Source organism: Brevundimonas vesicularis (assembly GCF_027886425.1).
GTDB lineage: Bacteria > Pseudomonadota > Alphaproteobacteria > Caulobacterales > Caulobacteraceae > Brevundimonas > Brevundimonas vesicularis_C.
Genome location: NZ_CP115671.1, coordinates 1,143,904 through 1,170,435, shown reverse-complemented (window position 1 = coordinate 1,170,435; position 26,532 = coordinate 1,143,904). Strand labels below are relative to the sequence as shown.

General features: G+C 67.1%; 30 protein-coding genes. 12 read left to right on the top strand and 18 right to left on the bottom strand.

Translation table 11 applies throughout. The features are described 5' to 3' along the window. The 6 genes from PFY01_RS05805 to PFY01_RS05780 form a co-directional block, all read right to left on the bottom strand. Positions 1 to 1,446, bottom strand: a complete 1,446-nt coding sequence (locus tag PFY01_RS05805; RefSeq protein WP_271042762.1) for a M20/M25/M40 family metallo-hydrolase — start codon at positions 1,444 to 1,446, stop codon at positions 1 to 3. A gap of 43 nt (positions 1,447 to 1,489) precedes the next feature. After that, a complete protein-coding gene (locus tag PFY01_RS05800) occupies positions 1,490 to 1,729 on the bottom strand; it encodes a DUF3297 family protein (protein WP_045810378.1) in 240 nt (79 codons plus the stop codon). A 323-nt stretch (positions 1,730 to 2,052) separates the two neighbouring features. Further along, on the bottom strand, positions 2,053 to 2,973 hold the full coding sequence (locus PFY01_RS05795) for a MotE family protein (protein ID WP_271042761.1): 921 nt from the start codon (positions 2,971 to 2,973) through the stop codon (positions 2,053 to 2,055). Positions 2,974 to 2,990: 17 nt separating this feature from the next. Next, the gene (locus PFY01_RS05790; RefSeq protein ID WP_271042760.1) at positions 2,991 to 3,572 is read right to left on the bottom strand and encodes a DUF6468 domain-containing protein; all 582 of its coding nucleotides are present in this window, start codon (positions 3,570 to 3,572) and stop codon (positions 2,991 to 2,993) included. Then, the gene (gene fliM, locus PFY01_RS05785) at positions 3,572 to 4,615 is read right to left on the bottom strand and encodes a flagellar motor switch protein FliM (RefSeq protein WP_165115751.1); all 1,044 of its coding nucleotides are present in this window, start codon (positions 4,613 to 4,615) and stop codon (positions 3,572 to 3,574) included. The genes PFY01_RS05790 and fliM overlap by 1 nt, the downstream gene beginning before the upstream one ends. A gap of 2 nt (positions 4,616 to 4,617) precedes the next feature. Further along, positions 4,618 to 5,289, bottom strand: a complete 672-nt coding sequence (locus tag PFY01_RS05780; RefSeq protein ID WP_174085938.1) for a flagellar basal body-associated FliL family protein — start codon at positions 5,287 to 5,289, stop codon at positions 4,618 to 4,620. A gap of 180 nt (positions 5,290 to 5,469) precedes the next feature. Here PFY01_RS05780 and flgF point away from each other — a divergent pair, with 180 nt between their 5' ends. From flgF to PFY01_RS05745, 7 genes are all read left to right on the top strand, one after another. Beyond that, positions 5,470 to 6,210 carry a flagellar basal-body rod protein FlgF gene (gene flgF, locus PFY01_RS05775; RefSeq protein ID WP_045810382.1) on the top strand — a complete coding sequence of 247 codons (741 nt, stop codon included), beginning with the start codon at positions 5,470 to 5,472 and terminating at the stop codon, positions 6,208 to 6,210. Positions 6,211 to 6,224: 14 nt separating this feature from the next. Beyond that, entirely contained in the window at positions 6,225 to 7,013 is a 789-nt protein-coding gene (gene flgG / locus PFY01_RS05770; protein WP_174085936.1) for a flagellar basal-body rod protein FlgG, read from the top strand. 10 nt (positions 7,014 to 7,023) lie between these two features. Beyond that, entirely contained in the window at positions 7,024 to 7,632 is a 609-nt protein-coding gene (locus tag PFY01_RS05765; RefSeq protein ID WP_271042759.1) for a flagella basal body P-ring formation protein FlgA, read from the top strand. A 12-nt stretch (positions 7,633 to 7,644) separates the two neighbouring features. Next, a complete protein-coding gene (gene flgH / locus PFY01_RS05760; RefSeq protein WP_153922591.1) occupies positions 7,645 to 8,367 on the top strand; it encodes a flagellar basal body L-ring protein FlgH in 723 nt (240 codons plus the stop codon). 141 nt (positions 8,368 to 8,508) lie between these two features. After that, positions 8,509 to 8,937, top strand: a complete 429-nt coding sequence (locus tag PFY01_RS05755) for a hypothetical protein (RefSeq protein ID WP_271042758.1) — start codon at positions 8,509 to 8,511, stop codon at positions 8,935 to 8,937. A gap of 11 nt (positions 8,938 to 8,948) precedes the next feature. Continuing rightward, on the top strand, positions 8,949 to 9,449 hold the full coding sequence (locus PFY01_RS05750; protein WP_271042757.1) for a hypothetical protein: 501 nt from the start codon (positions 8,949 to 8,951) through the stop codon (positions 9,447 to 9,449). Between the two features lie 49 nt (positions 9,450 to 9,498). Beyond that, positions 9,499 to 11,286, top strand: coding sequence for a DUF885 domain-containing protein (locus PFY01_RS05745; RefSeq protein ID WP_271042756.1), 1,788 nt, complete (start codon positions 9,499 to 9,501; stop codon positions 11,284 to 11,286). Between the two features lie 10 nt (positions 11,287 to 11,296). Here PFY01_RS05745 and PFY01_RS05740 read toward each other — a convergent pair whose 3' ends face one another. From PFY01_RS05740 to cysG, 5 genes are read right to left on the bottom strand one after another with little or no spacing between them, the layout of a single operon-like run. Beyond that, positions 11,297 to 12,295: a cysteine synthase A gene (locus PFY01_RS05740; protein WP_271042755.1), complete on the bottom strand. Its 999-nt coding sequence runs from the start codon at positions 12,293 to 12,295 to the stop codon at positions 11,297 to 11,299. 37 nt (positions 12,296 to 12,332) lie between these two features. Then, complete coding sequence (locus PFY01_RS05735; protein WP_271042754.1) at positions 12,333 to 13,409, bottom strand: phosphoadenylyl-sulfate reductase; 1,077 nt, start codon at positions 13,407 to 13,409, stop codon at positions 12,333 to 12,335. Continuing rightward, positions 13,396 to 15,063 (bottom strand): nitrite/sulfite reductase, encoded by a 1,668-nt coding sequence (locus PFY01_RS05730; RefSeq protein ID WP_271042753.1) that lies wholly within the window; start codon positions 15,061 to 15,063, stop codon positions 13,396 to 13,398. Before PFY01_RS05730 ends, PFY01_RS05735 begins: the two co-directional genes overlap by 14 nt. Then, the gene (locus tag PFY01_RS05725) at positions 15,063 to 15,338 is read right to left on the bottom strand and encodes a DUF2849 domain-containing protein (RefSeq protein WP_271042752.1); all 276 of its coding nucleotides are present in this window, start codon (positions 15,336 to 15,338) and stop codon (positions 15,063 to 15,065) included. The genes PFY01_RS05730 and PFY01_RS05725 overlap by 1 nt, the downstream gene beginning before the upstream one ends. Next, entirely contained in the window at positions 15,335 to 16,720 is a 1,386-nt protein-coding gene (cysG, locus tag PFY01_RS05720; RefSeq protein ID WP_271042751.1) for a siroheme synthase CysG, read from the bottom strand. The genes PFY01_RS05725 and cysG overlap by 4 nt, the downstream gene beginning before the upstream one ends. 124 nt (positions 16,721 to 16,844) lie before the next feature. On the opposite strand from cysG, the gene gcvA reads away from it, so the two are divergent. Further along, complete coding sequence (gcvA, locus tag PFY01_RS05715) at positions 16,845 to 17,774, top strand: transcriptional regulator GcvA (RefSeq protein ID WP_271042750.1); 930 nt, start codon at positions 16,845 to 16,847, stop codon at positions 17,772 to 17,774. Positions 17,775 to 17,820: 46 nt separating this feature from the next. Then, positions 17,821 to 18,552, top strand: coding sequence for an NYN domain-containing protein (locus PFY01_RS05710; protein WP_271042749.1), 732 nt, complete (start codon positions 17,821 to 17,823; stop codon positions 18,550 to 18,552). 5 nt (positions 18,553 to 18,557) lie between these two features. Here the strand turns inward: PFY01_RS05710 and dxs are convergent, their stop codons facing one another. From dxs to PFY01_RS05685, 5 genes are all read right to left on the bottom strand, one after another. Then, a complete protein-coding gene (dxs, locus tag PFY01_RS05705) occupies positions 18,558 to 20,471 on the bottom strand; it encodes a 1-deoxy-D-xylulose-5-phosphate synthase (RefSeq protein ID WP_271043027.1) in 1,914 nt (637 codons plus the stop codon). Between the two features lie 57 nt (positions 20,472 to 20,528). Next, positions 20,529 to 21,404 (bottom strand): polyprenyl synthetase family protein, encoded by an 876-nt coding sequence (locus PFY01_RS05700; RefSeq protein ID WP_038293630.1) that lies wholly within the window; start codon positions 21,402 to 21,404, stop codon positions 20,529 to 20,531. A gap of 79 nt (positions 21,405 to 21,483) precedes the next feature. After that, positions 21,484 to 21,735 carry an exodeoxyribonuclease VII small subunit gene (locus PFY01_RS05695; protein WP_271042748.1) on the bottom strand — a complete coding sequence of 84 codons (252 nt, stop codon included), beginning with the start codon at positions 21,733 to 21,735 and terminating at the stop codon, positions 21,484 to 21,486. A 48-nt stretch (positions 21,736 to 21,783) separates the two neighbouring features. Continuing rightward, positions 21,784 to 22,446: a histidine phosphatase family protein gene (locus tag PFY01_RS05690; protein WP_052247765.1), complete on the bottom strand. Its 663-nt coding sequence runs from the start codon at positions 22,444 to 22,446 to the stop codon at positions 21,784 to 21,786. Between the two features lie 41 nt (positions 22,447 to 22,487). Next, on the bottom strand, positions 22,488 to 23,408 hold the full coding sequence (locus tag PFY01_RS05685; RefSeq protein WP_271042747.1) for a histone deacetylase family protein: 921 nt from the start codon (positions 23,406 to 23,408) through the stop codon (positions 22,488 to 22,490). Positions 23,409 to 23,481: 73 nt separating this feature from the next. Between PFY01_RS05685 and PFY01_RS05680 the strand changes: the two genes are divergently transcribed. The 3 genes from PFY01_RS05680 to PFY01_RS05670 are packed head-to-tail and all read left to right on the top strand — an operon-like array spanning position 23,482 to position 25,750. Beyond that, a complete protein-coding gene (locus tag PFY01_RS05680) occupies positions 23,482 to 24,009 on the top strand; it encodes a GNAT family N-acetyltransferase (protein ID WP_271042746.1) in 528 nt (175 codons plus the stop codon). 20 nt (positions 24,010 to 24,029) lie between these two features. Next, entirely contained in the window at positions 24,030 to 25,208 is a 1,179-nt protein-coding gene (locus PFY01_RS05675) for a vWA domain-containing protein (RefSeq protein WP_271042745.1), read from the top strand. 44 nt (positions 25,209 to 25,252) lie between these two features. Further along, positions 25,253 to 25,750: a hypothetical protein gene (locus PFY01_RS05670; protein ID WP_271042744.1), complete on the top strand. Its 498-nt coding sequence runs from the start codon at positions 25,253 to 25,255 to the stop codon at positions 25,748 to 25,750. A gap of 66 nt (positions 25,751 to 25,816) precedes the next feature. On the opposite strand, the gene PFY01_RS05665 is transcribed toward PFY01_RS05670, so the two are convergent. Together PFY01_RS05665 and PFY01_RS05660 are read right to left on the bottom strand one after the other, a co-directional pair. Further along, positions 25,817 to 25,996, bottom strand: coding sequence for a CsbD family protein (locus tag PFY01_RS05665; RefSeq protein WP_055803844.1), 180 nt, complete (start codon positions 25,994 to 25,996; stop codon positions 25,817 to 25,819). Positions 25,997 to 26,080: 84 nt separating this feature from the next. Beyond that, on the bottom strand, positions 26,081 to 26,524 hold the full coding sequence (locus PFY01_RS05660) for an NUDIX domain-containing protein (RefSeq protein WP_271042743.1): 444 nt from the start codon (positions 26,522 to 26,524) through the stop codon (positions 26,081 to 26,083). Positions 26,525 to 26,532: the final 8 nt, after the last annotated feature.

Sequence of the window (26,532 nt, the reverse complement as noted above, 5' to 3'; positions counted from 1 at the left end):
TCAGCGTGTTGGGGTCGCCGGCGTGGTCGCGGGCTTCATCGCCCGGAAGTCCACGTCGGAGTCGGCGATCAGCCACAGCAGGCCGGCCCAGGCGGCGACGTTCTGGTTCAATTGCGCCGGGTCGATCTTGTCGAGCGTGTCGTTGGCGGTGTGGTGCAGGTCGAAATAGCGGGTTCCGTCCTGAGCGAGGCCGAAAAAGGGCACGCCCAGCGGGCCCATCGGTCCGACATCGACGCCGCCTTCGGTCTCGACGCGATCGGAGGCCAGGACGCCGATCGGGTAGAGGACGCGGGTCGCGGCCTTCTGGAAGTCCGAGCCTTGCGCGCCGGCGGGCAGGCGCAGGGCATAGATGCGGTCGGCGCCGAAATCGCTCTCGCCGGCGATGATGTGCTTGTCCAGCGCTGCGCCCTGGCCACGCGCGTAGACGCCGCCGCCGTTGCCGGTCTGGGCGGTCGGCTGTGCCACTTCTTCCGAACCGTAGAAGATGACGCGCAGGGTGCGGGCCGGACGACGGCCGCTGTCGGCGATGGCCTTGGCGGCGGCGATGGTGATGGCGCCCCCGGCCCCGTCGTCGATGGCGCCAGTGCCCAGGTCCCAGCTATCCATGTGGGAGCCCAGCACGATGATCTCGTCGGGGCGCGTGGCGCCCGGCAGATCGCCGATCACGTTCTGGCTGGTGGTGCGATAGGTGCGGGCGGTCGAGGTCAGGCGCATGCGCACCGGCTGGCCCAGGGCGACCAGACGGCTGACCTGATCGGCGTCGGGCGCGGCAAGGGCGAAGGCGGGAATGGTCGGCTTGCCGTCGACATAGCGGGTGGTGCCGGTGTGCGGCATCCGGTCTTCGTCCGAACCCACCGAACGCATGACGAAGGCCGCCGCGCCCTTGACCGCCGCCACGCCGGGGCCGGCGCCGCGCACTCGGGTCTGGGGACCATAGCCCGAGCCGTCCTGCATGGGGTGCATCTGGCCCAGATCGACATAGACGATCTTGCCGCGGACGGCGGCCTCGGGCGCGGCCTGCAGGTCTTCGAAGGTGGAGAAGCGCACGATCTCCGCCTCGACGCCGCCCCTCGGCGTGGCCGGCGAGTGGCCCAGGGCGGCGGCGACCAGGGCCTGGGCGTTGTCGCCGACGATGGCGGCCGAGCTTTCGCCCCGCTCCCAGCCGACCAGTGGGAACTCTTCGATGCGGACGTTCTGGAAGCCGTTGGCGCGCAGATAGTCGGCGGCCCAGGCGGCGGCCTGTTGTTCGGAACGCGAACCCGCCGGGCGCGCGCCGAACCGCGTCGTCAGTTGGGTGACATAGTCCATGGCGATGTTCGAGCGCATCGCGGCGTCGCGCACCACGATCGCCTGCTGCACCGTCGCCGCATCCTGAGCATGGGCCGCGGGGGTAAACGCGACAAGACCCAGGGCGACGGCGCTGGCGGTCAGCAGACGGATGGACATAAGCAGGCTCCGGACTCAGATGAGAGCCGGACCCTAGGTAGGTTCAGTCGTTCTGGAAATAGGGTTCGACCGGACCCTGCAGTTTCACGGTCAGGGCCTTGCCCTTGCGATCCACGCGGTTGCCGAGCGCCAGACGCACCCAGCCTTCGGACACGCAATATTCCTCGACATTGGTCTTCTCTTCGCCCTTGAAGCGAATGCCGACGCCGCGTTGCAGGACCTCGGCGTCGTGATGCGGGCTGGACGGGTCGACCGAAAGGCGATCGGGGGGCGTGTCGGACATGGCGTTGGTCGGGCTCAGATCTCGGGAAGGCGCGGTGATAGACGCGCTGGCGCGCCCTGCCAATCCGAAACCGGGTGGAAACCGGGTTCGAAGACCCTAGGGCAGCAAGTGATAGTGCTGGGCGACGGCGGCCATCATCACAGTTCCGACCGTCGGAACGGCGAGTATGATGGCCCTGCGCATGCGGTGCGCCACGTAAAGCAGTTCGCCGATCATGGCGCGGATCCTCGATGTCATCGCTCTCTGACGGAGCGTTCGAAGATCATTGGTCGAACAGTGCGCGCTGTCGAGACGAAACGTCAGCGTCGAGATTACACTTAAGGTTACTGCACAGTTTGCCGGGGCTGGGCGTTGGGGGCCGCTGACGGCTGATAGGCCTGCGGGCCGGTCGCGGCGGGAGCAGCCGCAGGCGTGGCGGCGGGACGGCGCGCCGGAGTCGCGGCCGGGCGAGCCGCCGGTCGCGCAGCGGGACGGTTGGCGGCCGGGCGCGGCGTCGGACGGGTCGTTGGGGCGGCCGCGGGCTGAGCCGTCGGCGTCGCAGGCGGGGTCGTCGCGGCTGGCGCAGCAGCGGCAGGCGTAGCGGCCGGAGGCGGTGTGGCCTCTGCGGCGGCGGCGCGAGCGGCCATCTGCTGGGCCTGGAAGCGGGCGGCGAGTTTCTCGGTCAGTTCCTTGGCTTGCGGCGCGCTCATCTGGGCAATAATGGCGGCCAGGGTGCGCGGACGCATGGCGGCGGCGACCGGCAGGCGCACCCGGTCCTCAAGCGCGGCCATAACCGGGGCGGCCTCCTTGGGACGCATGGCGGAATAGACCTGAACCAGACGATCGATCTCGGCCTTCTCGCGCTCGTCGACTTGGCCGAGCATCTGCTTCATCTCGGCCTTCAAGGCTTCCAGCGCCTTGACCTTGGCGTCCAGCTTCTGCTCGGCGGCGACCATCAGCGGCAGAGTAGTGGCGAAGTCCTGGTCACGCGCATCCAGCGCCGCGCGGCGCTGCGACAGCGACTGGATGATCTTCAGCTCGGCCGGCGAAATCCCGGCCTGCTGGGCCAGCTGTTCGGGAGACAAGGCGGAACAGGTGCCGGGCAGAACCGGCTTGGGCGGCGCGCCGGCCGCAGATGGAACCGCCTCCTCGGCCCAGGCCTTGGCCCCGTCGAACAGGCCAGGCGCGACGCCGACGGCGCGCACGGCGACGACCCCGCCGATGGCGATGGCGATCAAGGGCAGGATGCGAGGAAGGCGGGCCATGAAATGGGGTTCCGAACTCAGGCGGCGAACAGGTCGTCGTCGAGATTACGACGCGCGGCGTTGAGGCTTTGTTTGGCGGAATGGTTAGCGGAGCGTCCGGCCGTCAGGGCCTGAACGATGGCGGCGACATTGTCGCGCCCGGCGGGCGCAGCCGCTTCATTGCGACGGTTCGAAGAGGGACTGGCCAGTCCCTGGATGCGTTGAGCAAGCGCCGCCATGCGCTCGGCCCGCTCCTCGTCTTCGGTCGCGGCCGGCGCCGGAGCCAGGGCGGCCGGGGTCGCGCGACGGGCGGGTTCTTCCTCGACGATCCGCGCCGGCGCCACTGCCGGCGCGCGGGCGATCAGGGTTTCCAGCTGCGCCTTGACCTCTCGCGCCTTGATGATCCGGTCGTGAAGCAGGTCCGTTTCCTGACCCGAGGCCCGAAGGGTGGCCAGGGCGTTTTCGGCGCGGCCAGCGGCGGCATTCAGTTCGGTGACGGCCTGGGCGAAGGCCAGCTGTCCGGCGCGCAGGGCGGCCAGCTTGCGTTCCAGCTTGATGCCGTAGCCGACCGCCGCGATCAGCAGCACCATCAGCACGCCGTCCATGATCATTCCGGCCATCAGACGTTCACTCCCAGGCGGGCGGCGACTTCCGGATTGACCGGCCCTTCGACGCGTATGGCGATGTGCTGGCCCTTGCGGCCCATTCGGCCGGTGGTCAGCGGGATGGAGCCGGCGCGGATCGAGACCTCGGAATCCGGCGTGGCGTTCAGCATCATCGTGTCGCCGACCTTGAGGTTCAGCACGCTGGACAGAGGCATTTGCTGTTCGTCCAGGACCGCGCGGACTTCGGTTTCGGTCGTCCAGATCTCGGTGGCCAAGTGGCCTTCCCAGATGTTGTCGCGGCCGAACTTCTCGCCCATGAACTGCTGCAGCAGCATCTTGCGGATCGGCTCCAGCGTCGCATAGGGCAGCAGCAGCTCGATACGACCGCCGCGATCCTCCATGTCGATCCGCAGCTTGATCAGGATGGCGGCGTTGGCGGGACGCGCGATGGCGGCAAAGCGCGGATTGGTCTCCAGCCGGTCCAGGTTGAAGTGAACCGGGGTCAGGGGCTCGAACGCCTGGCGGGCGTCGTTCAGCACGACCTCGACCATCCGCTGCACCAGCACCCGCTCGATCGTGGTGTAGGGCCGGCCTTCGATGCGCAGCGCCGCCGTGCCGCGACGACCGCCCAGCAGCACGTCGACGATCGAATAGATCAGGTTCGAATCGACCGTCAGCAGGCCGTAGTTGTCCAGCTCCTCGGCGCGAAACACAGCCAGGATGGCCGGCAGCGGAATCGAGTTCAGATAGTCGCCGAACCGGATCGACGAAATATTGTCCAGGCTGACTTCGACGTTGTCGGAGGTGAAGTTGCGAAGGCTGGTCGTCATCAACCGCACCAGGCGGTCGAACACGATCTCCAGCATCGGCAGACGCTCGTAGCTGACGAGCGCGGAGTTGATAATGGCCCGGATGCCCGAGCGTTCTGAACCGTCGTCTTCGCCCAGGTCGAAGCCCAGCAGGCTGTCGATCTCATCCTGGTTCAGGACGCGTTCGGACAGGGCGTCGCCGGGATCGCCCAGACCGCCGAACGGATCGAGTTGCGCCGCGTCCGTCATGCCTATTGCACCAGCATTTCTTCGATCAGCACGGCGTCGACCTTGCCCGGAGCGGCGATTAGATTGACGCGGCGCAGGATCTCGGCGCGCAGCTGATAGGTGCCGGCCGAGCCGCTGAGGTCCTCGGGGCGCAGTTCGCGCACGAAGCCGGTGAACATGTCCTGCAGACGCGGCATCTCTTCCTGCAGATGGGTCGCCACCTCGGCGTCCTGCATCTCCAGGGTCAGCTTCAGCTTCAGGAAGGTCGGACGGCCGTCGGGCGACTGGATGTTCATGACCATGTCGGGCAGGGTGTAGAAGGTGACGCCATCCGGCCCCGCGGCGATGACGCCCAGCGCAGGATCGGCCTCGCCTTCCTTGCCGCCGCCGTGACCGCCGCCTTCCTTCTTCTCTTCCTTGCCCTCGGCCTTCTTGTCGGCCTTCTCTTCTCCGTGGCCGGCTTCAGCCTCGGCGCCGTGCGCTTCGGCGGGCTTGGGCTTCAGCATGAAGAAGGCCGCCGCTCCCCCGCCGCCCAGCACCAGCAAGGCGACCGGCGCAATGATGAACAGCAGCGGGATTTTCTTCTTCTTGGGCGCGGCTGCGTCACCATCGGCGGCCTCGCCTTCGGTCACGGCCGGCAGGTTGGCGTCGGCGTCGGCCGCAGGCGCACCCTTCTTCTTGCCGAACTTGAACATGCGCGCGCCCCGGAGACTCTCTCATCGCGAGGATCGTCCGGTTTGGTTAACGCGACGTTTACAATGGGCAGGATTTGCCGGGTCGGAAGCGGCATGATCCTGCTCAAACCCGCATTGCGCCTGAATTAACCCTGTTGGCACGGCCGTTGCGAGAGGCTGAGGCGAAGGAGCACGCCTCTCGTGGAAAACGCCGCCTATATCGGATTGTCACGCCAGATGACGCTGCGTCGCGAACTGGACATCGTGGCCAACAACGTCGCCAACGCCAACACCACCGGCTTCAAGGTCGAGCAGCTGATGCTGAGCGCCGAGATCGGCCAGCGGGCGCGCAACGACTCGATCCGCCCGTCCGCCAGCTTCGTGCTGGACAATGGCGTGGGCCGCGACTTTGGCCAAGGCTCGATGCAGCAGACGGGCCGCTCGCTGGACTTCGCCATCTCCGGCGAAGGCGCCTTCTTCACCGTGCGTGACGGCGCCAACGGCGAGGCCTACACCCGCGACGGCGCCTTCACCCTAGACCCGGAGGGGCGTTTGACCACCAAACAGGGTCAGGCCGTCCTTGGCGGCGGCGCGGAGATCGTGCTGGACCCTGCGCTCGGCGCGCCCAGCGTCGGCGCCGACGGCACCATCACCCAGAACGGACAGGTCACCGGCCGGCTGTCGGTCGTGCGTTTCGATACGCTGGGCGTGCTCGAAAAGGGCGGCGACAGCCTCTACCGCAATAAGTCCAACGCCCAGCCGATCGAGGCCGCCGACGCCCAGGTTCATCAGGGCTCGCTGGAATCCTCCAACGTTAATCCGTTGATCGAAATCACCAATCTCGTCGAGATCAGCCGCGCCTATGAGAGCGTATCGCGCATGATCGACAACACCAACGACCTGAGCCGTCGCGCCGTCGAGCGCCTCGGCAAGGCCGCTTAAGGGAGCCCCTCAAGATGCGCGCACTTCGCACTGCAGCCTCGGGCATGGCCGCCCAGCAGCTGAACGTGGAGGTCATCTCCAACAACATCGCCAACATGAACACGGTGGGCTTCAAGAAGCAGCGCGCCGAGTTCCAGGACCTGCTGTATCAGAACGTCGAACGCATGGGGGCCCAGTCCTCGGCCTCCGGCACCGTGGTTCCGACCGGCATCCAGATCGGCGCGGGCGTCAAGGCCGGGGCCGTCTATCGCGTTACCGAGCAGGGCACGCCGCAGATGACCGGCAACCCCTATGACATGGCCATCGACGGCAAGGGCTATTTCCAGATCAGCCTGCCTTCTGGCGAAAAGGCCTACACCCGCGCCGGCAATCTACAGGTCAATCCAGAAGGCCAGATGGTGACCGACGACGGCTATTTGCTGGAGCCGGCGATCACCATCCCGCAGGACGCGACCAAGGTATCGATCTCCAAGACCGGTCTGGTTCAGGTGACCCAGGCCGGACAGCCCGCCCCGACCACGGTCGGGCAGATCGAACTGGCCAGCTTCTTCAATGAAGCCGGACTGGAAGCCATCGGCGACAACCTGTTGCTGGAAACCGCCGCGTCCGGGCCGGCGATCGTCGGGACGCCCGGCGACGCTGGCTACGGCCAGATCATGCAGTCCTACACCGAGGCGTCGAACGTCGATGCGGTGGCGGAGATCAGCGCTCTGATCGTGGCCCAGCGCGCCTATGAGATGAACTCCAAGGTCATCAGCACCGCCGACCAGATGCTGTCCGTCGCCTCGCAAGTGAAGGGCTAGGGCCGTGACCATGATCCGTTTCCTGCTGCTCGCCGCCGCCGTCAGCGCCTTCGCCGGCGCCGCCCTCGCCAACCCGGTCGTGCTGCGCGCCAACCCCGTGGACGACGACGGTCGCGTCACCCTGGGCGACATCTTCGAGGGCGCGGGCGCCGCAGCCAATGTCGCCGTCGCCGAACGCGTCGGTCCTTCTGTCGTGCTGGACGCCGGTCAGCTTCAGGCCCAGGCGCGTCAGGCGGGCCTGGACTGGAGCAATCCCAACGGCCTGCGCCGCGTCGCCGTGCGCCGTTCGGCCGGACCGGTTCAGACCGTGGCCGAGGCCGCGCCGACGGACGCTGTCCAGGCCGCCCAACCTATCGCCCGCGCCGCCTATCGTCCCGGCGCCGCGCCACAGGTCATCGCCCGCAACGATATGGTGCGCGTCACCTATCAGGTCGGCGGCGTGAACCTGGCCGTTATGGGTAAGGCCATGCGCAGCGCCGGGCTGGGCGAACCAGTGGCCATCATGAACACCACCTCCAACCGCGTCATCGATGCGGTCGCCTCCGGCCCCGGCCAAGCCATCGCCGGCCCCGGCGCCGACATGGCCCGCGCCAATCCCCAACAGTTCGCTGCCCGCTAGGGAATCCAAGTCATGCGTAAAGCCGTCCTGATCCTCGCCGCCTTCGCCCCGCTCGCTGCCTGCTCGACCGTCGCTGAAACGGTGCGCGGTCCGGAACTGGCCCCCATCGGCTATCCCGCCGCCCTGATCCCGGCGCAGCAGGCCTATCTGCCCGCGCGCGAGACCGCGCCGGCCAGCGCCAACAGCCTGTGGCGCACGGGCGCCCGGACCTTCTTCGGCGACCAGCGCGCGCGCCATATTGGCGACATCCTGACGGTCAAGATCGACATCGACGATCGCGCCCAGACCCAGAACTCGACCCAGCGCTCGCGCTCCAACGAGATCAATGCCGGCGTCAGCAATCTGTTCGGCCTGGAAAGCAGCCTGGGCCGGGCTTTCCCCGGCGGCTTCGATCCGTCGAAGATGGTCGGCATGGAAGGCGATCTTAAATCATCGGGCAACGGTTCGGTCACCCGCGCCGAGAAGGTGTCGCTGACCATCGCGGCCGTCGTTACCGACGTCCTGGCCAACGGCAATCTGGTGATCCAGGGTCGGCAGGAAGTGCGCACCAACCGCGAGGTCCGCGAACTGACCGTCGCCGGCATCGTCCGCCCCGAGGACATCTCATCGGCCAACGCCATCAACCACACCCAGATCGCCGAGGCGCGCATCTCCTACGGCGGTCGTGGCGACGTCAGCCGCGTCCAGGCCCCGCCAGTGGGTCAGGCGCTGGCGGAACGCTTCAGCCCGTTCTGACGTGAGCCGACCCTGCTGGTGAACTGCGGACGGATAACCGCGTTCAGAGTGAATGCGGTCGTCTGATCTCTTGCGGTTCCAGCCGCGCCTGACGACATTGAAGACGACGCGGCGCTGCGCGTCGTCGGCGGGGGCTGACACATGATGCTGATACTCTCCGCCCTGATGGCGGCCGCGATACAGACTGCGCCCGGCGCAGGCTGGACCTGGAGCCTGTACGAGGGCGAAGGACCGATGGTGCTGGCCAACGACATCCCCGACACCGCCAGCCTGCGCGCCACGCTGCAATGCCTGCAGGGTTCGGGCGCGGTCTCGGTCGCGGTCTATGGCGGGGATGCATCCGCTGGCTTTGCGCGCATCACCTCAGGCGGGTCGACGGCCACCAGCGAGGCCCGCGTCGGGCGTGGCGGCAAGCTGGAGACGGCGATCCCCGTCGACCACCCCGCCTTTTCCGCCTTCGTCGCGAACGGCCGGATGACAATCGCCGTTGGCGCCGACGCCAACACGATCACCGTCGAACGTCCGCACATGGCCAAGCTGCGTCGCTTCGCCGATCGCTGCGCCGGCTGAGGAACTCACGCATGCGTCTTCGCTTGATATCAGCCTTGATCGCCGTCTCGGCTCTTGCGGCTTGCGCGACCCAGCCCCCGATGCCCGCAGCCGGCTCTGCGGCGACCGCATCGGCGCCGGCGCCCACGCCCGGTTACGACTGGTTCCTGAACACCGATGGGCAGGAGGCCATGCTGGCCTACGGCGTCGCCAACAGCGACGAAGTCAAACTTCGGCTCGCCTGCCAGGTGGGGTCGAGCGCGCTGGAATTGACGGCCTCCAGCGACAAGCCGGGCCGCGAAATCTACTTGGAATCCGGCGGAGACACCGAGCGCTATCGCGCCGCATCTGAGCCTGCTGCCGTGCATGACGGCGAACTGCTGACGGCTCAGGCCAAGACCAAGGATCCGGTCTTCCAACGCTTCCGCCGTCTGGGCTGGATCGCCGCCTGGGCTGACGACGAACGTCACGTCTATGCCGCCCATCCCGCCGCAAAGGTGCAAATCGAGCGGTTCTTCACCGTCTGCGGTTGACGCATCGGCTCTGCTCGGCTTGCGTGCCGCTCCTGACAGGAGGGGCGTCATGAAGATTTCTTATCTGGCTATTGCGGCCATGCTTGCGGCCGGGTCGCCGATCATGGCCGTCGCGCAAACGCCGCCCGCCGCCGTCGCAACCGCCCCGGCAGACGCCGCGCTGAACGCCGTCATCGCCGACTACGAGACCTATCTGAAGTCGGTCGATCCGATCTCGGCCGGCGGAGAGGGCGATGTCGAGGCGATGGGCCGCGTGCCTGACCTGTCGCGGGAGTTCGAACTGGCCCAGCGCGCGCCGCTGGAAGCGTTCGTTCGGCGATTGACGGCCATCGACCCGGCAAGTCTTTCCCACGCCGGAGTCATCAATCACGCCTTCCTGCTTTATACGCTCAACCGCAGCCTGGAAGGGCTGGATTACGACACCAGCCGCCTGGCCTTTGATTCCGAAGGCGGCCCCGGAACCTGGGCGCTCTATGTCGGCGGCAGCACGCGACTGAACTCGGTCGCGGAGGCCGAGGCCTATATCAGGCGTATCCGGGGCTTCGGCCAAATCTACGCCCAGACGACCGCCAACGCCCGTCGCGGCCTGGACACCGGCCTGGTCCAAGCCCGGTCCGTGACAGAAAGCGCCGTGACGCTGGCGCGAAACGATGTGGCGATCAAGCCGGACGCCGAGCCGCTGCTGAAGCCCCTGACCACCCTGCCGTCCACCGTGTCTCAGGCTGATAAGGATCGCCTGACGGCAGAGGCGACGGCAGCAGTTTCGGAAGTGATCCTTCCGGCGCGCCGGGCTTGGCTGGCCTTCCTCGAAAGCGACTACCTGCCCAAGGCGCCGGTCCAGCCGGGCATCGGCAATCGGCCCGGCGGCAAGGAACTCTACGCCTATCTGGTGCGCGGCCACACCACGACCGACCTGACGCCGGACCAGATCCACCAGATCGGTCTGGACGAGGTCGCCCGCATCCGCGCCCGCATGGATTTGGAGATGAAGGCGTCGGGCTGGACCGGCGACTTCGCCGGCTTCCTGAACTTCCTGCGCACCGATCCTCAGTTCTATGCGACCAGCCGCGAGGCCCTGTTGCAGCAGGCGTCGGAGATGGCCAAGCGCGCGGATGGCGGCCTGCCGCCCCTGTTCGCCACCCTGCCCCGCCTGACCTACGACGTGCAGCCCGTGCCGCCGCAGATCGAGGAAAACTACACCACCGGCCGTTACAACGGCGGTTCGATGCAGAACGGCGTTTCGGCCCATTACATCGTCAACACGTCCAAGCTGGATCAGCGTCCGCTTTACGAGTTGCCCGCCCTGACCCTGCATGAGGCCGTTCCGGGCCATCACCTCCAGATCGCCTTGCAGCAGGAGGCGCCCGGCCAACCCTATTTCCGCCGCCAGGCCAATGTCAGCGCCTACACCGAGGGCTGGGGCCTCTACGCCGAATATCTGGGCGAGGAGATGGGCTTCTATCGCACGCCTTACGAACGGTTCGGCCGCCTGTCCTATGAGATGTGGCGCGCCTGCCGACTGGTCGCGGACACCGGCCTGCACTGGATGGGCTGGACCGAGGAACAGGCCCGCGCCTGTTTCCGCGACAACTCGGCGCTCGCGCCCCACAACATCGAAACCGAGCTTCAGCGCTACATCGGCTGGCCCGGCCAGGCCACGGCCTACAAGATCGGCGAAATCCGCCTGCGCGAAATCCGCGCGCGGGCCGAGCGGGAGCTGGGGTCGAAGTTCAACGTCCGCACCTTCCACGACGCCCTGCTGGTCGAGGGCCCGCTGCCGCTGGCGCTGTTGGACCAGCGGATGGACGCCTGGATCGCGGAGCAGAAGGCGAAATAGGCTGTGCGGCCTACGCCCAGTCCGGCTCCGGCAAACCTTTCGAACGCAGGAACTCGGGGTTGAACAGCTTGGACGCATAGCGCGAGCCGGGATCGCACAGGCAGGTGACGATGGTCTTGCCGGGGCCAAGCTCGCGCGCCAGCCGCACCGCGCCGGCGATGTTCACCCCCGCCGATCCGCCCAGCGACAGGCCTTCGTGCTTCACGAGGTCGAACAGGATCGGCAGGAACTCCGCGTCCTCGATCCGATAGGCGTAGTCAGGCTTGAAGCCCTCCAGATTGCCGGTGATCCGCGCCACACCGATCCCCTCGGTGATCGACGATCCCTCGCCGGTCATCTCGCCCTTGGTGAACCAGTTGAACATGGCCGCGCCTGCTGGATCGGCCAGGGCGATGGTCACATCCGGCTTCTGTTCGCGCAGATAGGCGCCGACGCCGGCGATGGTCCCGCCCGAGCCGACGGCCGAGACGAAGGCGTCGACCTGACCGTTTGTCTGCGTCCAGATTTCGGGGCCGGTCGTGTTGTAATGCGCCTCGCGGTTGGCGGTGTTGTCGAACTGATTGGCCCAGATGGCGCCGGCCTCTTCGCTGTCGTTCATCTCGGCGGCCAGACGCCCGGAATAGTGGACGAAGTGGTTCGGGCTGGAAAAGGGCGCGGCGTCCACCTCGACCAGGCGGGCGCCCAGCGAACGGATGGCGGACTTCTTCTCTTCCGACTGGGTGCGTGGAATGACGATGACGACCGGATGACCCAAGGCGGCCCCGACCAAGGCCAGGCCGATGCCGGTGTTGCCGGCCGTGCCCTCGACGATCGTCCCGCCGGGTTTCAACGCGCCTGACGCCCGCGCGCCCTGCACGATCGACAGGGCCGCGCGATCCTTGATCGAGCCGCCGGGATTCAGAAACTCGGCCTTGCCCAGGATTTCGCAGCCCGTCGCGTCAGACAGGCGGTTCAGGCGCACCAGCGGCGTATTGCCGATCAGGTCAGTGACGGATGACGTAGCGGACAAGGTCAGGCTTTCAGGCGAAGGTCGAGGACAGGGCGGATCAGGCGGCGGCCTGGCGTCGCCCTAAGTGGATGCCGCACTCGACCTTGTCCATGCCCGACCAACGTCCGGCACGGGCGTCTTCGCCCTCCTGGACCGCGCGGGTGCAGGGCCAGCATCCGATGGAGGCATAGCCCTGCTCGACCAGCGGATGGCGCGGCAGATCGTTCTCCTCCAGCCAGGCCTCCACGTCGTCGGCGTCCCAGTTGGCCAGGGGATTGATCCGCAGCACTCCGTCCAACACCTCGAACGGCTTCAGCTTTGCCCGCGTGGCGGATTGGTAGCGTTTCCGCCCGGTGATCAGAGCATTAAACCCCGCCGTCGCCCGCGCCAGCGGCCGCACCTTCCGCAGATCGCAGCAGGCGTCGGCGTCGGTCTTCCACAGGTCGTCGCGCGCATCCAGCGTCGCCTTCTCGCCCGCATCCGGCGTGACCAGCCGCACGTCGGTCAGGCCCAGCGCCTTGGTCAGTTGGGTGCGATAGGACAGGGTCTGGAGGAAATGCTGGCCCGTCTCCAAAAACACCACCGGCACGGTTTTGTCCTCGCCGGCAATGATGTCCAGCAGGGCGGCGGACTCGGCCCCGAACGACGAGATGGCGCCGACCCGCAGGCCAAGCGCCGGGTCCAGCGCCGCCTTCAGGATTTCGGACGCGTCCTTGCCCGCCGTCTCGCGGTTCAGCCGATCCGCCAGCGCGTCCAGATCGCGGTCGTTGGACGCCGCACGCCGCCGCTGCCAGATCGTCGGTGCGGGATCGACGGCGGGCTGGTAGGCGCCGCTGAACGCCCGGTCCATCCGGTCCCAGGCGGCCGCATCCGCCCCCTCGGCCAGCTCCACCGCGTCGAAGCCCGAACGCCGCAGGTGTCGCGCCTGATCCGGCAGCACCTTGCCCGCCGCGATCAGACGCCCGGCGTAACCGCGCTCTCGCAGCACGGCCGCCAGCGAAAAGCCTCGTCCGTCACGGAAGGCGTCGAACTCAAGCACCAGCGTGTTTTCGCTCGCGGCGGCGGCCTCGACCTCCTCCAGCGGGGTCGTCACCGACAGGCGCAACCCGTTCTGTATGCCCTCAAGCCGTTGCATCGAGCGTCTCATAGATGGCGTCGCGGAAGGGATCGGGTCCGACGCGGCGCACCGTGTCGATGAACCGCTCGCCGTCCATGCGGATTTGCAGATAGCGGTCGAGGGTCCGCTGGATGGCGGGCGCGACGTCATCGGCCGGCAGGCTCTTGCCGACAATGTCGCCCAGCGCCGCCTGTTCGTCGGGGGAGCCGCCGACGGTGATCTGATAGTATTCCTCGCCCTTGCGATCGACGCCCAAGACGCCAATGTGGCCGACGTGGTGATGGCCGCAGGCGTTGATGCAGCCGCTCATATTGATGCGCACCGGCCCCAGCTTCTCCTGATAGTCCATGTCCGCCAGCCGCTTCGACAGGGCCTGGGCCACCGGGATCGAGCGGGCGTTGGCGAGGCTGCAATAGTCCAGGCCCGGGCAGGCGATCACATCGGTCGCCAGATCGGCGTTGGCCGTCGCCAGCCCCGCCTCTCGCAGCGCTCGCCACAGAGTCGGCACATCGTCCAGCTTTACATGGGGCAGGACCAGGTTCTGCTCATAGGCGGCGCGCAGTTCGTCGAACGAATAGCGCTCGGCCAAATCCGCTACCGCGTCCATCTGGTCAGCCGTGATGTCGCCGGGCAAGCCCCCGACCGGCTTCAGCGACACCACCACCGAGGCGTAGCCCGGCTGGCGATGACGACGGACGTTGTTCCTCGCGAACCGAGCGAAGTCCGGATCGGCCAGCAGGGCGCGGTCGAACGGGCCGCTGACCTTGGGCAGATCCTCGAACGGCGGAGGGGCGAAATAGGCTTGAATGCGCGCGGCCTCGTCGTGGGGAATCCGCAGATCCTCACCGCGCAAGGTGGCGTAATGTTTGTCCACCTCCTCGCGGAAGGCTTCGATGCCCAGCGAGGCGACCAGGATCTTTATCCGCGCCTTGTGGATGTTGTCTCGCCGCCCCAGTAGGTTCCAGGCCCGCAGGATCGCGGTCAGATAGGCCAGCAGGTCCGCCGCCGGAACGGCCGCAGCGATCTCCTGACCGATATGGGGCAAACGCCCCTGCCCGCCGCCGACGAAGACGCGGAAAGCCGTGCCGCCGTCCTCGCCCTTTACGATCTGCAGGCCGACATCGTGGGTGCGGATCGCCGCCCGATCCTTCTCGGCCCCGATCACCGCGATCTTGAACTTGCGCGGCAGGAAACTGAACTCCGGGTGGATGGTCGACCACTGACGGATGATCTCGCACCAGGGACGCGGGTCCTCGATCTCGTCCTCGGCCGCGCCGGCGAAGACGTCGGTCGTGGTGTTGCGGATGCAGTTGCCCGAGGTCTGGATGGCGTGCATCTCGACATCGGCCAGATCGCTCAGGATCGCCGGCAGGTCGGTCAGGGCCGGCCAGTTGTACTGGATGTTACAGCGGGTGGTGAAGTGGCCGTAGCCCTTGTCATAGGTCCGCGCGATCTCGCCCAGCCGACGCATTTGACGACCGCTCATCACCCCATAGGGAATGGCGACGCGCAGCATATAGGCGTGCAGTTGCAGATAGACGCCGTTCATCAGCCGCAGCGGCTTGAACTCGTCCTCGGTCAGGGCGCCGGAAGCGCGGCGCGCCACCTGATCTGAGAACTCCTCGACCCGTTCGCGCACCAAGGCGTGGTCAAACTCGTCATAGCGATACATCAGCCGCCCCCTCCCGCCACGCTGTGACCGACGGTCGGCCCGGCCGAGCGGATGCGCTCCTTCAGTCGATCGCGGCCTGACGGCGCGTGGTCCTGAACCTCGAACAGATAGGGATTCACGAAGACGTCCGGCCGCCCGGCGACATCAGCCAGCACACCCTCGGCCGCCGTATCGTCCAGCACCGAGGCTTGGTCGATGTGCTCGACCGGCTGGTTGTCCACGCCCGCATAGATGACGCGGCCGTCCGACAGGCGGTTTGCGGTGACGATCTTCACGCCGCGACCTCCGCTCGAACATCCAGTTGAGCCGCCGAGAAGGCCGCCGTTTCGCCGACGAACAGCAGAGCCGGGCCGGTCAGGTCGGCGCCGCGCACCAAGGCGCCCAACCCGTCCAGTCGCCCGCTCAGAACCCGCTCGTCCGGGCGGCTGCCGTTCTCAACAATGGCGACAGGCGTTGAGGGCGAACGCCCCGCCGCGATCAGGCGCGCAGCTGTCTCCTCGGCGCGGTCCGAACCCATGTAGATGGCCAGGGTGTGGTTCGGGCCGGCCAGTCGCGTCCAGTCGGCCTCGTCGCCGCCCGGCTTGGCCTGAGCCGTCACGAAGGTGACCGCCTGGGCGTGATCGCGATGGGTCAGGGGAATGCCCGCCGCGGCCGCGCAGGCCAGGGCCGCCGTCACGCCTGGCACGACGAAGACCGGGACGCCGGCCGCCCGCATGGCGTCCAGTTCCTCGCCGCCGCGCCCGAAGACGAAAGGATCGCCCCCCTTCAACCGCACGACGCGGTGTCCAGCGCGGGCCTCCTCGATCATCAGGGCCTCGATCTGATCCTGCGGCACCGAGTGCTCGCCGCGCGCCTTGCCCACGTACAGCCGCTTGGCGTCGCGCCGCGCCCGCTCCAGCACCGCCTCAGGCACCAGTCGGTCGTGGATGATGACGTCGGCGTCCTGCAATACGCGAAGCGCCTTCAGGGTCAGCAACTCCGGATCGCCCGGACCGGCGCCGACGATATGGACGACGCCCTGCTCTGGCGCAGCGACGTTCAGCAGACGCAGCATCTCGCGCCGCGCCTCGGCCGTCCGACCTTCCGCCGCCAGGGTCCCAGCCGGACCCCGGAAGGCTTTTTCCCAGAAGCGCCGGCGCGCCATGAAGTCCGGCACGCTGGCCTTGACCGTATCGCGCAGTTCGCGCGCCAACCGCGCCACATTGGCCAGGCCTGCCGGCAGCACGCCTTCGATGGCGGTGCGGATGTCCCGCGCCAGGATGGGCGCCGATCCGCCGGTCGCGACGCCGATCACCACCTCGTCGCGATCGATCAGGGCCGGAGTCTGGAAGTCGCTCAGATGCGGCTTGTCCACCACATTGACCTGGGCCCCTGCCGCCCGCGCCAGAGAGCCCAGCCGCGTCAGTTCGTCCGCATCGTCCAGCGCCATAAACACCAACCGTGCGCCGGCTAGGTCTTCGGGCCCCGGCGAACGCAGCATCGGCTCCGGCGCCGTCAACGGCGTCTCGATCTTCGGGGGCGCGCCGTCGGGCGCGAACCATATCACCTCAGCGGGCGTATTCAGAAACAGTCGCAGCTTCGCCAGCGCCGGCTCGCCGCCGCCGATGATCACGATCTTTGCGGCCTCCAGCGGAATGGAGGCGAGAAATACACGCATCGTCTTGCTTTCAGGGCCGTCGGGAGAAGAAACAGGGACGACGGCAGGGCGCGAACCTTCGTCTTCCCCGTCCACAGCCGCAAACCAGATTGCCTTTGTCTCGCTGATAGGATTTCTATCCGCGATGGCCCGTCCCCTGCTCCCGCTCAACGCCCTGCGCGCCTTCGAGGCCGCCGCGCGTCACCTGAACTTCTCGCGCGCCGCCGACGAACTGTCGGTGACGCCCGGTGCGGTGAGCCAGCAGATCCGCCTGTTGGAAGACATCGTCGGCGGGCCGCTGTTCGTGCGCGAGGCGCGGGGCCTCCAACTGACCGATCTGTGCCGTTCCTCCGTACCGCTGCTGCGCGAGGGGTTCGAGCGGCTGATGGACGCCTCGGCGCTGTTGCGCGAACCGCCGCGTCGCAAACAGGTGTCGATTAGCGTCGCGCCCGGCTTCGCCTCCAAATGGCTGATGCCGCGCATGGACGACTTTCACACCGCTCATCCCGAGATCGAACTGTGGATCTCGGCCGACATGGAGCCGGCGGACCTGAGCGAGGGCAAGGTCGATCTGGCCGTCCGTTACGGTCCCGGCGACTATCCCGGCCTGACGGTCGATCGGCTGATGACCGAGACGGTTCTGCCGGTCTGCGCCCCATCGCTGATGGATGGCGACAGGCCGATCCGCAAACCCGCCGACCTGATCGGACACACCCTGTTGCACGACATGTCCAACGACGGCGATCCCAGCCGACCGGACTGGGCCATGTGGCTGAAGGCGCGCGGCATTCGTCACCCCGACCCGCGTCGCGGCTCACGTTTCAACCAGTCGGGTCTGTTGATCGAGGCCGCCATATCGGGGCGCGGCGTGGCCCTGGCCAAACGCACCCTGGCTCAAGCAGACCTGGCGTCAGGGCGACTGGTCGCGCCCTTCCCTGACGGATCAGAGGCGGTCGGCTTCGCCTACTATGTCGTGCAGCCCCGCGACCGGCCGCCCTCGCCCAGCGCGACGGCTTTTGTCGGCTGGCTGAAGAAACAGGCCGTGGATCACGACAATACGATGGGTCAGTTGTAGGGTCCGTTTCACCGCAGACTGGCGGCGCAGGAAAAGGACATCCGCCATGGCTGACGACAAGGCCCCTCGCCTCGCGGTCCTGATCGATGCGGAGAATGCTTCCGCCCGCATCGCAGAGGCGCTCTTCAGCGAAATCCCCACCTTGGGCGAGGCCTCGGCGCGGCGCATATACGGCGACTTCGCCAGCCCGCAGATCGCCGGCTGGACGCGGGTCCTGGCGCGTTTCGCCATCCAGCCCCAGCAGAACTTCGCCAACACCAAGGGCAAGAACTCGGGCGACATCGCCTTGGTCATCGATGCGATGGACCTGCTGCATTCGGGGCGGTTCGACGGTTTCTGCCTGGTGTCGTCGGACGCCGATTTCACCCGACTGGCGGCTCGCATCCGCGAGGAAGGCGTCGATGTCTATGGTTTCGGCGAGCATAAAACGCCCGAAAGCTTCCGTCAGGCCTGCACCCGTTTCATCTATACAGAGAACCTGATTGCGCCGGTTCCAGTCGACGCCGGTGCCAAGTCGCCCGTCGCCGAAGCGCCGGCGACCAAGCGCAAGCCGTCCGAGGCCGCGCGCCTGATCGCGGCCATCATCGCCGACATGGACGAGGACGGCGACGGATGGGTCGCGGTGGGTGGTATCGGCAATCGGCTGCGAAACGCCCATCCCGACTTCGACCAGCGCACCTATGGCTACGCCAAGCTGTCGGACCTGATCCGCGCCACCGGCCGGTTCGAGGTCGAGACCGGCGAACGCGGCGCGATGCGAATTCGCGACCGCGCCTGACGCGTTTACGCGCGGACGGCCTGGCTCACCGACACGCCCAAGGTCTGAAGCGCGGCGGCGGTGATGTGTTCGGCGTTCAGGCCGGCCTGGGCGTACATGGCCATCGGCGCATCCTGGTCTTGGAAGACATCGGGCAGGTTCAGGGTGCGGATCTTCAGCCCGCCGTCCAGCGCGCCCTTCTCAGCCAGCAGTTGCAGCACGAAGGCGCCGAAGCCGCCCATGGCACCTTCTTCAACCGTGATCAGGGCCTCGTGCTCGCGCGCCAGACGCAGGATCAGATCGGCGTCCAACGGCTTGGCGAAGCGGGCGTCGGCGACGGTGGCCGACACGCCCTTGGCGGCCAGCATGTCCGCCGCCTTCAGCGATTCCTGCAAACGCGTGCCCAGGCTGAGGATGGCGACCGAAGTCCCCTCGCGCACGATCCGACCCTTGCCGATCTCCAGCGGGGCGGCCAGATCAGGGATCTCCACGCCCACGCCGTCGCCGCGCGGATAGCGGAAGGCGCTGGGTCGGTCGTCGATGGCCAGGCTGGTCGAGATCATCGCCGCCAGTTCGGCCTCATCGGCGGCGGCCATCAGCACCATTCCGGGCAGCGCGCCCATGAAGCCGATGTCGAACGATCCCGCGTGCGTGGCGCCATCCGACCCAACCAGGCCCGCCCGATCCATGGCGAAACGCACCGGCAGCGACTGGATCGCCACGTCGTGGACCACCTGGTCGTAACCGCGCTGAAGGAAGGTCGAATAGATGGCGCAGACCGGTTTCATGCCGTCCGCCGCCAAACCGGCCGCGAAGGTCACCGCGTGCTGTTCGGCGATGCCGACGTCATAGGTCCGCTCAGGAAACGCCTGGCCGAACAGGTCCAGCCCCGTGCCGGACGGCATGGCCGCCGTGATCGCCACGATCGACGGGTCGACCTTGGCGTGTTTGATCAGCTCGGTTCCGAACACCTTGGTGTAACTGGGGGCGTTGGAGATGGCCTTGGCCTGCTTGCCTGAGACCACGTCGAACTTGACGACCGCATGGAGTTTGTCGGCGCTGCTTTCGGCGGGGGCGTAGCCCTTGCCCTTCTGCGTCACGACGTGGACCAGCACCGGACGGTCCTCGATGGCGGCCGCCTTCTTCAAGATCGGCACCAGATTGTCCATGTCGTGGCCGTCGATCGGGCCGACATAATAGAAGCCCAACTCCTCGAAGAAGGTGCCGCCGGTGACCATGCCGCGGGCATACTCCTCAGCCTTCTTGGCCGCCTTGCGGAAGGGGCGCGGCAGGTGCTGGGCCACCGTCTTGCCCAGGCGGCGGACGTTCTGATAGGCGCCGCCCGACACCAGGCCGGCCAGATAGGCGCTCATCCCGCCAACCGGCGGCGCGATCGACATGTCGTTGTCGTTCAGGATGACCATCAGCTGGCCGCTGGTCGCCTCGGCCGCGTTGTTCATCGCCTCATAGGCCATGCCGGCCGACATAGAGCCGTCGCCGATGACGGCCACCACGCGGTTCTTCTCGCCCTTCTGATCGCGCGCGGCGGCGAAGCCCAGGGCGGCGCTGATCGAGGTCGAGGCGTGGGCGGCGCCGAACGGATCGTATTCGCTCTCGCTGCGCTTGGTGAAGCCCGACAGGCCGCCGCCCTGGCGCAGGGTGCGGATGCGGTCGCGCCGTCCGGTCAAGATTTTGTGCGGATAGCACTGATGCCCAACGTCCCAGATCAGGATGTCCTTGGGCGTCTCGAACACATGGTGCAGCGCCGTAGTCAGTTCGACCACGCCCAGACCCGCGCCGAGATGGCCGCCGGTGACGGACACGGCGTCGATCGTTTCGGCCCGCACCTCCTGCGCCAGCTGTTTCAACTGGGCGATATCGAAGTCCCGCGTGTCGGCGGGCGTCTTGACGGTGTCGAGTAGCGGGGTGTCGGGCATCAGCCGTAAAACCTTGGAAAGTCTTGTCGATCAACCCGCAGGTCGTTTCAACGTTTCGTATCAGGACCGGCGCTTTAGCACAAAGTCCACGCTGGCCCTGAGGATTTCGGCCTCGTCGCCGAACGGCTCCAGATGCGACCGGGCCTGATTTGCGAGGTGCGCGACCCTTTGCCGCGCCGCCTCCAGACCCAACAGGGTGACGAAGTTGGTCTTGCCCAGCGCTGCGTCCTTGCCCCCGGCCGCCTTGCCCATTTCCTCGGCCGAGCCTTCGGCATCCAGCAGGTCGTCGACGATCTGATAGGCCAGGCCGACATCGTGGGCGAAGCTGATCAGAGCGTGGCGATGTTGGGCCGAGGCGTCGGCGATGATCAGCGGGATTTCGAAGGCGTAGGCGAACAGGGCGCCGGTCTTTAGTCGCTGCATTCGCGCCACGCCGCCCAGGTCGTCGCGCACGCCCAGCAGATCGATCATCTGACCGCCCGCCATGCCCCGCGCGCCGGACGCCAGCGACAGCCGCGCCGCCAGTTCGCAACGCACGGCCGCATCCTCGTGGGTGTCTTCGTGCAGGATGATGTCGAAGGCGGCCGTCTGCAGCGCATCGCCGGCCAGCACCGCCGTCGCCTCATCATAGGCCCGGTGAACGGTCGGCCGGCCCCGGCGCACATCGTCGTCGTCCATGCACGGCAGGTCGTCGTGAACCAGGCTATAGGCGTGGACACATTCCAGCGCGCAGGCGGCGCGGAGCACCGACCGCTCATCGATGTCGAACAGGCGTGCGGCCTCCAGCGCGAAGAACGGCCGCAAGCGTTTGCCGGGGCCCAGCGCCGCGTAGCGCATCGCCTCGGTCAGACGGGATTCCGGGCCCTCGGCGCGTGGCAGCAGTTCATCCAGCGCGACCGTGACCAAATCCGCGACCTCGGCCACGCGATCGATCACCGCCTGTTCCGGCGAGTTCGCGGCGATGACCCGGTTCACGAAAACCGGCTCCAGACCAGGCTCGAAGACGACACGGGGATCATTCGAACGACGTCGCCTCGACGCCCCTGGCCTGACCGTCCGGGCCGACCACGATCTTTTCCACACGCAGTTGAGCCGCTTTCAGCCGCGCCTCGCAATGCGCCTTCAGCTTGGCGCCCTCTTCATAGAGGGCGATCGATTCTTCCAGCGGCGCCTGGCCGGATTCCAGGCGAGACACGATGGTCTCCAGGCGCTTCAGGGCGTCTTCGAAGCTGAGATCGGCGGGGATGGCGGCGGCGGTATCGGTCATGGCGCGGACCCTAGAGGCGAGCGCGGGGCGCATCAACGTCAGAAGCGGCTATCGTTTCTCGTAGCGACGCTGCGACCAGTATTTGAAGCCCTGGTTCTGGACCAGCTTCCAGCCGTCGGCCTTCAGCGCGCGCCCGACCATATGGTTGAAATAGCCATGGGCGAAGACCAGCACGTCTTGACCGCTCTCGGCTCGCGCGATCAACTTTTGCGCCGCCTGATCGGCGCGCGCCTCGGCCTGGGCGCGGGTTTCCTGGCCGCCGTGGTGATCGAACGCGTGCCACCAGAAGCGCGACACCACGCCCCACCATTTGGGCGACAGCTTGATCCATTCCGGAATCGGCGGCGGCGGCAGAGGCGCCTCGATGAACATGACGTCGGCCATGACCTCGCGTCCCGCGGCGACCGCAGCGGCGGTTTCCTGGGCGCGCTGACGGGTCGAGGCGTAGATGGCCCCAGCCCCCTGGGCCGCTGCAACCAGTTCGGGCGGCGGCGTCTGACCGGCCAGCAGGCCGCCGATCTCATACTTCGCCCACCAGTCGCCGTACTGGCGGGCAGAGATCAGACATTTGCGCGACAGGGCCGGCTCGCCGTGACGCGTCAGGATGATGGCGCCGGGACGGACAGCGACAAGCGCGCCGACGGATGGTGCGGCGTCAGGCGGGGACACGGACGGTTCGGTCGAATCGAGGGACAGGGCGGGGGCTGACATGACAAGCGGACGGGCCTTTGGTTTCAAGGCGTTAAGCGTCCTCAGTCCTCCCCGAGCGCAGCGACGTGGGCGACCGCAGAGCGGCCTAGTCCTTCAAGGTCGTAACCGCCCTCAAGCGCCGACACAACCTTGCCCGAACAGGTCCGACGCGCGACCTCCAGAATCGCGCGCGTCGCCCAGGCGAAATCCTCGGCCTCCAGCGACTGATGCGCCAAGGGATCACGCCGGTGGGCGTCGAAACCGGCCGAGATCAGGATCAGGTCCGGCCGGAACGATTCCAGCGCAGGCATCAACCCGCCGGCGAAGGTCGCGCGCCAGTTCTCGCGCGCCGCATGGGGCGCGACGGGCGCGTTGACGATATTGCCGACGCCCCCCTCGGACGCCGCGCCCGTGCCGGGATACAGCGGCATCTGGTGGATGGAGGCCAGGAACAGGCTGTCGTCGTCCTCAAACGCCGCCTGGGTGCCATTGCCGTGGTGAACGTCGAAATCGACCACCGCCACCCGCGCCATCCCTTCGGATTGAGCCGCGCGCGCCGCGACGGCGACGGAGGAGAACAGGCAGAATCCCATCGCGCGGTCCGGCTCGGCGTGGTGGCCCGGCGGGCGCACGGCGGCGAAGGCGCGGTCCATCTCGCCCCGCGCCACGGCCCTTACCGCATTGATCGCCGCCCCCGCCGCCAGCCGCGCCGCCGGCACGCTGCCGGGCGAAAGGACGGTGTCGGCATCCAGCTGGACCATGCCGGCGACCGGCGAGGCCTCCAGCAGTCGTGCGACATAGGCGGCGGGATGCACCCGCTCCAGATCCGCAACCTCGGCCTGGGCCGCGGCGCGCCGGTCGCGGGCCAGGCCTGCGTCGTCCAGAGCATCCAGCACCGCCTTCAGCCGCTCGGGACTTTCGGGATGGCCCGCGCCCGGCACGTGGGACAGCATGGACGGATGGGTGAAGATCGGCAGGGACATTGGAACGACGATACGCCGGGCTTTTGGACTTGTCGCCCGTGACGCGCACCAAGGCGCGCGCTAGAGCCGACGCATGACCGAGATCGTGATCCGCCCTGCCCGCCCCGAAGACGCCGCCGCCCTGGGCACCCTGGGGCGCCAGACCTTTATCAACACCTTCGTCGAGGGGTTCGGCATCCCCTATCCGCCGGCCGATCTGAACGCGTTTCTGGACGCCAGCTTCGATCTGGAGCCGACGCTGAAGAAGTTGGCGGAGCCCGACTGCGCCTGGTGGGTGGCTGACCGCGACGGCGAGCTGCTGGCCTTCGCCAACGCCGGCCCCAACGGCCTGCCCCACCCCGAGGCTCGACAGTCGCACATGGAGTTGCGCCGGCTCTATGTATCCAAGGCGGCGCAAGGTCTGGGGCTAGGAACCCGACTGCTGAAGCTGTCTCTGGACTGGATGCAAAGCCACACGGACGGACCGCTGTGGATCGGCGTCTGGAGCGGCAACGACAAGGCCCAGCGCCTCTACGCCGCCTACGGCTTCGAGAAGGCTGGAGAATACGACTATCCCGTCGGCGCCTGGCGCGACCGCGAGTTCATCTTGCGGCGCGGCTGATCCGGGTTCACATCCCTCTCATGCTCCTGCCCTTCTTCACCGCGCTGCGCGACGCCAAGGTTCCGGTGTCGATGAAGGAATGGCTCCATCTGATGGAGGCCATGGATCGCGACGTGGCGGGGCGCGAGGTCGAGGCCTTTTATCACCTGTCGCGCGCGGTGCTGGTCAAGGACGAGAAGCACTATGATCGGTTCGATCAGGTGTTCGGAACGGTGTTCAAGGGCGTCGAGTCGGTCGGGTCGGGCGAGGATCTGACCACCGACATTCCTGAGGACTGGCTGCGGCTGCTGAACGAAAAATATCTGACCGACGAGGAGAAGGCCCAAATCGAGGCGCTGGGCGGCTTCGACAAGCTGATGGAGACGCTGAAGCAGCGTCTGGAAGAGCAGAAGGAGCGACACTCGGGCGGCTCGAAATGGATCGGCACGGGCGGGACCAGCCCCTTCGGACACGGCGGCTATAACCCCGAAGGCGTTCGCATCGGCGGTCCGGGCAAGCAGGGTCGGGCGGTCAAGGTCTGGGAAAAGCGCGAGTTCAAGAACCTGGACGACACGGTCGAACTGGGCACCCGCAACATCAAGGTGGCGCTGCGTCGTCTCCGCCGTTTCGCCCGACAGGGGGCGCCCGACGAACTGGATATCGACGGCACCATCGACGGCACGGCGCGCCAGGGCTGGCTGGACATCCAGATGCGGCCCGAGCGGCGCAATACGATCAAGGTGCTGCTGTTCCTCGACATCGGCGGGTCGATGGACGGTCACATCAAGCTGGTTGAGGAGCTGTTCTCGGCGGCCAAGACCGAGTTCAAGAACCTGGAGTTCTTCTACTTCCACAACTGCCTCTACGAAGGCGTCTGGAAGGACAATCGCCGCCGCCACACCGAGCGGATCCCGACGTGGGATCTGCTTCACAAATACCCCGGCGACTGGCGCGCCATCTTCGTCGGCGATGCGACGATGAGCCCCTATGAGATCACCATGCCCGGCGGCTCCGTCGAGCACTGGAACGAGGAGGCCGGAGCCGTATGGATGAAGCGGGCGCGCCAGCAGTGGGAGAAGTCGGTCTGGATCAATCCCGTTCAGGAGCGGTACTGGGATTATACCGCTTCCGTCGGCCTGGTACGCGAGGTGATGGAGCAGCGGATGTTCCCGCTGACGCTCGAAGGCCTCGACAAGGCAATGCGGGCCCTGACAAGGTAGGAGACGTTCGGGCGACCGCCTGCAACTTCACGAAAGGTCCGACCATGATCGCCGCCGCCTTCGCCTTGCTGATCCTCGAACAAGCTGCGCCGACCGTCGTGTGGGATGCGCCCGCGCCCGAGGCGGTGGTTGAAACGCCGGCGCCGCCGTTCGAGCACAATGTACCTGCCTGGGGACTGGCTGATCCCTTTGGCTTCGAGCGCGCACGGTGCAGTCCGCTAGTGCGCGGCCAGACGTCCATGGCCGAATGCCAGACCGAGGTGCGCGAGCAACTCGCCATCGCCATGGGGTCAAACCTGCCTGAGGCCCTGCGTCCCAGCGGAATGGCCGGCGACTGCCAGATGATCCGGGCCAGCGCCGCAGGCTCGGACTATGCGGTCCAGTGCGGCCCGCAGTCTCGCACGGCGGCCGCGCCCTCGAGCCTGCGAGAAATGGATTGTCGTCCGCGTCCGGTCGAGGGCGGGTTTAGCTCTGAGTGCCGCACGATCGATGGAGCCGACAAGAAGGGGCTGTCGCTGACCCTGTGGGGCGACAAGGATTGATCGAAAAGAAAAGCGCCGCCCGCTTTCGCGGACGGCGCTTCGCATCTTCGCGCATTCTAGGGAAGCTTAGGCCTTGTCGCGCAAGCTGTCCTTGACGCCGCCGACAGTATTCTGGACCTTGCCTTCGACCTGATCGGCCTTGCCTTCAGCCTGCATCTTGGTGTCGCCGGTCACCTTGCCGACGCCTTCTTTAATTTTGCCACCGATGTTCTTGGCGGCGCCTTCGATACGGTCATGGTCAGCCATGGAAATCTCCTAATTTTCATCGCCGCGACGTAACGTTGCGGTTCGAAAAATGAACGAGTTCGCTAATGGCCTGTTCCGTAAGGCTCAGCTTGGACGACGCAGCCAGACGGCGACAGCCCAGGCGTGAGAATCGTGACGCAAGCGCGAGATGGCGAAGGTCGGATCCAGCCACACCAGCGTGTGATCGTCCTCACATTTCGCATCGGGATTTTCGGCCGCCACAGTCGCCGTCCAGAAGCCGCCGACATTGTTCACCGGCTCGCGTGTCGAACGCACGAAATATTGACTGGCCTCGGCGATGCGGTTCAGCGGCGCGACCGTCAAGCCGGTTTCCTCGACGAATTCGCGGATCAGCGCCTGAACCTCGGTCTCTTCCAAATCCAAGCCGCCGCCGGGAAGATCGAAATAGGGGCCGGCCTCGCGTTCGACGCGCACACAGGCGATCAGGCCGTCGCGCTCGACGATGCCGAACGCGGTGGCGCGGTGACGATAATCCCAAGCGGGTTTGCGAACGCCGAACTGCAACATGATGAAAA

What these genes read in the sequence shown, in the direction of transcription:
- PFY01_RS05805 (WP_271042762.1), bottom strand. Translation starts at nt 1,446, where the DNA reads ATGTCCATCCGTCTGCTGACCGCCAGCGCCGTCGCCCTGGGTCTTGTC.
- PFY01_RS05800 (WP_045810378.1), bottom strand. Translation starts at nt 1,729, where the DNA reads ATGTCCGACACGCCCCCCGATCGCCTTTCGGTCGACCCGTCCAGCCCG.
- PFY01_RS05795 (WP_271042761.1), bottom strand. Translation starts at nt 2,973, where the DNA reads ATGGCCCGCCTTCCTCGCATCCTGCCCTTGATCGCCATCGCCATCGGC.
- PFY01_RS05790 (WP_271042760.1), bottom strand. Translation starts at nt 3,572, where the DNA reads ATGGCCGGAATGATCATGGACGGCGTGCTGATGGTGCTGCTGATCGCG.
- fliM (WP_165115751.1), bottom strand. Translation starts at nt 4,615, where the DNA reads ATGACGGACGCGGCGCAACTCGATCCGTTCGGCGGTCTGGGCGATCCC.
- PFY01_RS05780 (WP_174085938.1), bottom strand. Translation starts at nt 5,289, where the DNA reads ATGTTCAAGTTCGGCAAGAAGAAGGGTGCGCCTGCGGCCGACGCCGAC.
- flgG (WP_174085936.1), top strand. Translation starts at nt 6,225, where the DNA reads ATGCGCGCACTTCGCACTGCAGCCTCGGGCATGGCCGCCCAGCAGCTG.
- PFY01_RS05765 (WP_271042759.1), top strand. Translation starts at nt 7,024, where the DNA reads ATGATCCGTTTCCTGCTGCTCGCCGCCGCCGTCAGCGCCTTCGCCGGC.
- flgH (WP_153922591.1), top strand. Translation starts at nt 7,645, where the DNA reads ATGCGTAAAGCCGTCCTGATCCTCGCCGCCTTCGCCCCGCTCGCTGCC.
- PFY01_RS05755 (WP_271042758.1), top strand. Translation starts at nt 8,509, where the DNA reads ATGATGCTGATACTCTCCGCCCTGATGGCGGCCGCGATACAGACTGCG.
- PFY01_RS05750 (WP_271042757.1), top strand. Translation starts at nt 8,949, where the DNA reads ATGCGTCTTCGCTTGATATCAGCCTTGATCGCCGTCTCGGCTCTTGCG.
- PFY01_RS05745 (WP_271042756.1), top strand. Translation starts at nt 9,499, where the DNA reads ATGAAGATTTCTTATCTGGCTATTGCGGCCATGCTTGCGGCCGGGTCG.
- PFY01_RS05735 (WP_271042754.1), bottom strand. Translation starts at nt 13,409, where the DNA reads ATGCAACGGCTTGAGGGCATACAGAACGGGTTGCGCCTGTCGGTGACG.
- PFY01_RS05730 (WP_271042753.1), bottom strand. Translation starts at nt 15,063, where the DNA reads ATGTATCGCTATGACGAGTTTGACCACGCCTTGGTGCGCGAACGGGTC.
- cysG (WP_271042751.1), bottom strand. Translation starts at nt 16,720, where the DNA reads ATGCGTGTATTTCTCGCCTCCATTCCGCTGGAGGCCGCAAAGATCGTG.
- gcvA (WP_271042750.1), top strand. Translation starts at nt 16,845, where the DNA reads ATGGCCCGTCCCCTGCTCCCGCTCAACGCCCTGCGCGCCTTCGAGGCC.
- PFY01_RS05710 (WP_271042749.1), top strand. Translation starts at nt 17,821, where the DNA reads ATGGCTGACGACAAGGCCCCTCGCCTCGCGGTCCTGATCGATGCGGAG.
- PFY01_RS05695 (WP_271042748.1), bottom strand. Translation starts at nt 21,735, where the DNA reads ATGACCGATACCGCCGCCGCCATCCCCGCCGATCTCAGCTTCGAAGAC.
- PFY01_RS05690 (WP_052247765.1), bottom strand. Translation starts at nt 22,446, where the DNA reads ATGTCAGCCCCCGCCCTGTCCCTCGATTCGACCGAACCGTCCGTGTCC.
- PFY01_RS05685 (WP_271042747.1), bottom strand. Translation starts at nt 23,408, where the DNA reads ATGTCCCTGCCGATCTTCACCCATCCGTCCATGCTGTCCCACGTGCCG.
- PFY01_RS05680 (WP_271042746.1), top strand. Translation starts at nt 23,482, where the DNA reads ATGACCGAGATCGTGATCCGCCCTGCCCGCCCCGAAGACGCCGCCGCC.
- PFY01_RS05675 (WP_271042745.1), top strand. Translation starts at nt 24,030, where the DNA reads ATGCTCCTGCCCTTCTTCACCGCGCTGCGCGACGCCAAGGTTCCGGTG.
- PFY01_RS05670 (WP_271042744.1), top strand. Translation starts at nt 25,253, where the DNA reads ATGATCGCCGCCGCCTTCGCCTTGCTGATCCTCGAACAAGCTGCGCCG.
- PFY01_RS05665 (WP_055803844.1), bottom strand. Translation starts at nt 25,996, where the DNA reads ATGGCTGACCATGACCGTATCGAAGGCGCCGCCAAGAACATCGGTGGC.
- PFY01_RS05660 (WP_271042743.1), bottom strand. Translation starts at nt 26,524, where the DNA reads ATGTTGCAGTTCGGCGTTCGCAAACCCGCTTGGGATTATCGTCACCGC.